Raw genomic sequence first — 4,893 nt, forward strand, 5'->3', positions numbered from 1 at the left:
TGTTAGGATCGCGAATTAAATAACTTACAATTTTAATTGTTTTTGTGGGTTGGGCGTCCCGCCCGTCCTTTTTGGACGGGCGGGACGCCCATCCCACTTTCAAGAGTGGAAGTTATTTAATTCTCATTCCTAATAAGGTAGGGGCGGGTTAACAAAAAATATCTGCTCATAATTGACAATCTCAAAAACCCGCCCTTTTAATCGCGGTAACTCGATCGGACACGATCTCAAATCGTTATCAAAGCAGATTTCGTGTCATGTAAGGTGCGTGACTTTCCAGCATCTCGCTGTTAATTGAGGAACTAAAAAGTCACGCACCCTAACGAGTATAGATAAACCCGCCCTTATTAATTCAGCAATTGTAGAATCCGCTGAAGCGGAATTTCCGCGAAATCTAAGCGGTAATTGAGTTCGTAGGCTAGCTCGGCAACCGCTTTTTCCAAAATGTAAGCATCCAGCAAAACTTGTAGTTCCGGTATAGATTTGGGCAAGAAACTTGCATCGGCTGCAGTCGCCAAATAACTCTTGACAAAAGTGAGGCTGACCCAGCGGTGCCAAACGTTCGCCCACTGCTGCATCTCCGGGAGATTTTCAGGGCGAATCATGCCACTTTCTACTTCATTGCGGAGTGCCAAAGTAACAGCGTAACTTATAGATTGCAGCATTCCCGCAACATCTCGCAGGGGCGACCTCTTCATCCGCCGCTCGCTTAAGGGTCGATCGCGTTCTCCTCCGAAATCAATAATTACGAAGTCTTTGCCTGTATAAAGAACTTGCCCGAAATGAAAGTCCCCGTGACAGCGAATTCTATCGGCGGTGATTCTCAAGTTCAAAATAGACTTGAAACGTTCCATGATCAACTCTTCGCGGTTGAGGAGCTTTTGCGCCGATTTTTGTATTTCTGGTGGCAGTTTAGACAGCCGTTTTTTCAGATCCAGCAAAGTTCTTCCCGCCAGATTTCTCATGTGTTGATAGATGGAACGCTGGTAAAAGGAGGTGAAGTTTTCTGGGGCAAAAGCGGGATTTTCTGTGTCAGAAGCTAAAGCCAGGTGAAGTTCGGCTGTCCGCTGACCTAAAAGTTCGGCTGATGCTAAGTAAGAGCCGATGAGTTCGCGAGCTAATTCTGGAATTTCTAGCGATAAATCGGCTACTAGCGAGTTTTGCTGCCGCTGGGTTTGTCCGGTCAAAGCGTTCGGCAAATAATTTTCGGGGGCAGTAGATAAATTATCGCTGGAATGCTTTGCTTCTACTGTCATTACTTGCTCGAAATAGTCGCGCAGTGTGTCTAATGTATAAGACCAAGCATCTACGCTGTCGGGGATTAATTTTTGTAGGATTCCGACTGTAAGGACTTGTTTGGCTGGTGTGTGATATTCCAATGCTCCGGTAATTGGAGCGTAATGTTGGATCGAGTTGCGCTCTGTTAAAAAGCGTCCGATTTCTAATTCAGGGTTAATACCTTCCTCGACTTTTCGCAATATTTTCAGGACGAAGCGGTCGCCGTAACCTGCAGATGTATTGCTTTGTTCTTTTTTGAACAGGTGAGGTTCGAGCTGCGCTAACTCTTCTTCTGATTTGAATGCACTGTCGGCAATTCCTAGCAGTTGACCTGCAACACCTCTGTAACTGCGAGAATTGGCGATCGCCCCCAGCAGTGCGCTCAGAAAACCTTTCTCCCCAGCAGCATCAAATAGTACCCCGATTTCCTTTTTGGTTTCTGGGAAGTGCAGGCGCGCGATCGCCCGATCGTCCACATCGCCTTTAATCTCTTCCCACCCTAAAGGCAAAACGTAAGTTTCCGGCATACCTTCAGTATAATTCAACTGCAAAAACAGAATGTAAACTTGAGATTCCTCTCCCGCGCTATCTTTACATTCAATCGGTAAAACATCACTTATTTCTAAAGATTGAATTGTCCGATCTGAACCGCTAAACCAGCGATTCCGCCGCAAGTATCCCGGCAAAAGATTAAGCAGCATATCGCTTAACTGACTTGTAGCAAAAGCAGTTTTCCAATTACCTATGACCGCCAAAGTAGGCAAGTCTGTGGGAACACCGTGCAGCGAAAAATCTTCGTGTTTAACAGTAAGAGTAAACCAGTAAAACGTGTGAGGACTCAAGCACAAAAAGTAAGGCGAATCGCCAACAGCAGGAAACTCCGTGCGGCCGAAAATCTCCACCGGAACAGCACCTTTAAAGGGCGCCAGGTCTAATTCTGCCGTCTGGACGAAGCGCGACAAATTAGCCACTACGAGGATGTGTTCGTCTTGATAAGTGCGTACAAAAGCTAAAACTTTGCGGTTTTCCGGGTACAGAAACTCGCAAGTTCCGCGACCGAATGCTTGGAAACGCTGCCTAATTGCAATCAGGCGTTTCATCCACCACCAAAGAGAACTCGGATTCGCCCGCTGCGCGTCCACGTTAACAGATTCGTAGTGATATTCAGGGTCAACAATGGGCGGTGCGTAAAGTCGCTGCGGGTTAGCGCGACTAAAACCGGCATTGCGATCGCCACTCCACTGCATCGGAGTTCTCACCCCGTTGCGATCGCCCAAATAGATATTGTCTCCCATGCCAATTTCATCGCCGTAGTAAAGCACCGGCGTACCCGGAAGAGACAGCAGCAAAGCATTCATCAACTCAATGCGGCGGCGGTTATTTCCCATCAAAGGAGCCAAGCGGCGGCGGATGCCCAAATTAATTCTCGCCTGAGTGTCTTGAGCGTAAACCCGATACATATAATCTCGGTCTTCATCACTCACCATTTCCAGCGTCAATTCATCATGATTCCGCAAAAATAATGCCCACTGACAATTATTGGGAATATGTGGAGTTTGCTGGAGAATGTCGCTAATTGGGAAGCTATCTTCCATATGCAAAGCCATAAATAAACGCGGCATCAGCGGAAAATGAAAGTTCATGTGACATTCATCCCCAGCAGCGTAATATTCAACTGCATCCTCCGGCCACTGATTCGCCTCAGCCAGCAGCATCCGGTTCGGGAAGTTTTCATCTACGTGCTTCCGCAATTGCTTCAGGAATTGGTGAGTTTCTGGCAGGTTTTCGCAGTTAGTACCTTCGCGCTCGTACAGGTAAGGCACCGCATCCATCCGCAGTCCGTCTACTCCCAGTGCCAACCAGAAATCTACCACATCTAAGATGGCTTGGCGGACGGCCGGATTGTCGTAATTCAAATCGGGTTGGTGCGAATAAAAACGGTGCCAGTAATAAGCTTTTGCTACCGCATCCCAAGCCCAATTAGATGTTTCAAAATCTTGGAAAATAATCCGAGCATCTTGATATTTTTCCGGCGTGTCGCTCCACACATAAAAATCTCTTTCGTTACTGCCTTTCGGGGCCCTGCGCGCTCGCTGAAACCAAGCGTGCTGATCGGAAGTGTGGTTGACAATCAACTCAATAATGACTCGAATTCCCCGCTGGTGCGCTGCTTCTAAAAGGTCTTTAAAGTCCTCTAATGTGCCGTAAATCGGATTGACCGTAGTATAGTGAGATGTATCGTAGCCGTCGTCTCGGAGCGGCGAGGGAAAAAATGGCAGTACCCAAATGGCTGTGACTCCCAAGTTTTGCAGGTAATCCAGTTTTTCTGTCAGTCCTCTAAAGTCGCCGATCCCGTCTGCATTGCTGTCGGCAAAAGCGCGAACTGGTACTTCGTAAATAATCGCGTCTTTGAACCACAACGGGTCGTTATTTAACATTGAGTTTGGCATGATTTGTAGCGATGATTGGTAATTGGTAATTTTTACTTAAAGTTTGGTAATTGGGATTTCTTAGTTCCAATCCAAACTGATAAATCATAACTTATAATTGGGCCGCTATTCATCATGCCAGCCGCAGACTTTTAATCGTAATTTATGAACGCAAAACTTATAATTTCTTAACTATAGCCATCCTAAATCATTCATGAGGATTTGTAGGGGTAGTGCTAAGAGTGCCTACCCCAGTATTTAGGGGCAACCACGGGGAGTAGGGGTCGGATTGCCCCTACAAGAATTATGGAAATGATGCGAGGATCGCTATATAAAATCTCAACAATCTGTTTTGCTATTTCGGACACAGTTAACAATCCGGGTACTGTGCTACCTACCGATGCGCGGTGCACACCCTACCAAGTCGTGTCAACTTAAGCCTGAAACCCCTCTGTATCTCTCGCTGGTAGCCCAGTCTAGATCCCCCTCGCATCCCCCTTGATAAGGGGAGTAGGGGTTGACTTTGAGAACACTCTTGTCCCCCCCTCTTATTAAGGCAGGGCGGTTTCATTCTCACCAAAATCAGGCTTTTGTAGGGGCGGTGCCAAGAGTGCCCGCCCCCACCCACAGACGATTTCACAGTTTGGGACATGGGGGCAACCACAGGGGATTGCCCCTACCGAGAATGAAACCGCCCCCCCTCTTATTAAGGGGGAGTAGGGGGCAAGCTAAGGGGCGATCGAGTCCTTGTTGACACTAAGCACACCCTACAGACTCAGGGTTAGGTGCGGTATTTACTACCTGCCGGACGGTTCCCACGACACTACGGTACCTTGACGTGGATTGCTAATTTTCGTTACATTAGTTTACATAAAGCAACAAAAGTTAAGGAAAAAGTAAAAATGACTATTGTAATCGCTCTTTTAATCGTCGGTTGGGTAGCAGCCTCAGTAATTGGCACTCAAGCATATTTCCTGGGCGAACAGTCAAAGCCCATCCACGAGCGGAATTGGAACGATGAGTCTTTTGAACAACTGGCAAAATCAGTGACGGGAACAGAAGTTGATTACCGCGTTCGCGTTCCCGCCTACAGCATGGATGCTTACGGCAGCCGCACCATCTCGAATTCTTGATATCAAGTAACAGGTTTCACTATTTTCAATAACAGGCAGGATGCCTGTTGCTA

The 4,893-nt window shown here is 47.1% G+C and carries 2 protein-coding genes; one reads left to right on the top strand and one right to left on the bottom strand.

Annotated elements, in window-relative coordinates; translation table 11 throughout:
• Positions 1–347: 347 nt before the first annotated feature.
• Positions 348–3,728, bottom strand: a complete 3,381-nt coding sequence (gene treS / locus QUB26_RS23590) for a maltose alpha-D-glucosyltransferase (protein WP_333302545.1) — start codon at positions 3,726–3,728, stop codon at positions 348–350.
• Positions 3,729–4,609: 881 nt separating this feature from the next.
• Here treS and QUB26_RS23595 point away from each other — a divergent pair.
• Positions 4,610–4,840, top strand: coding sequence for a photosystem II protein, Psb35-related (locus QUB26_RS23595; protein WP_333239885.1), 231 nt, complete (start codon positions 4,610–4,612; stop codon positions 4,838–4,840).
• Positions 4,841–4,893 lie beyond the last annotated feature (53 nt).

Origin of the sequence: Microcoleus sp. B4-C1, assembly GCF_036705285.1 — a bacterium.
Taxonomy (GTDB): Bacteria; Cyanobacteriota; Cyanobacteriia; order Cyanobacteriales; family Microcoleaceae; genus Microcoleus.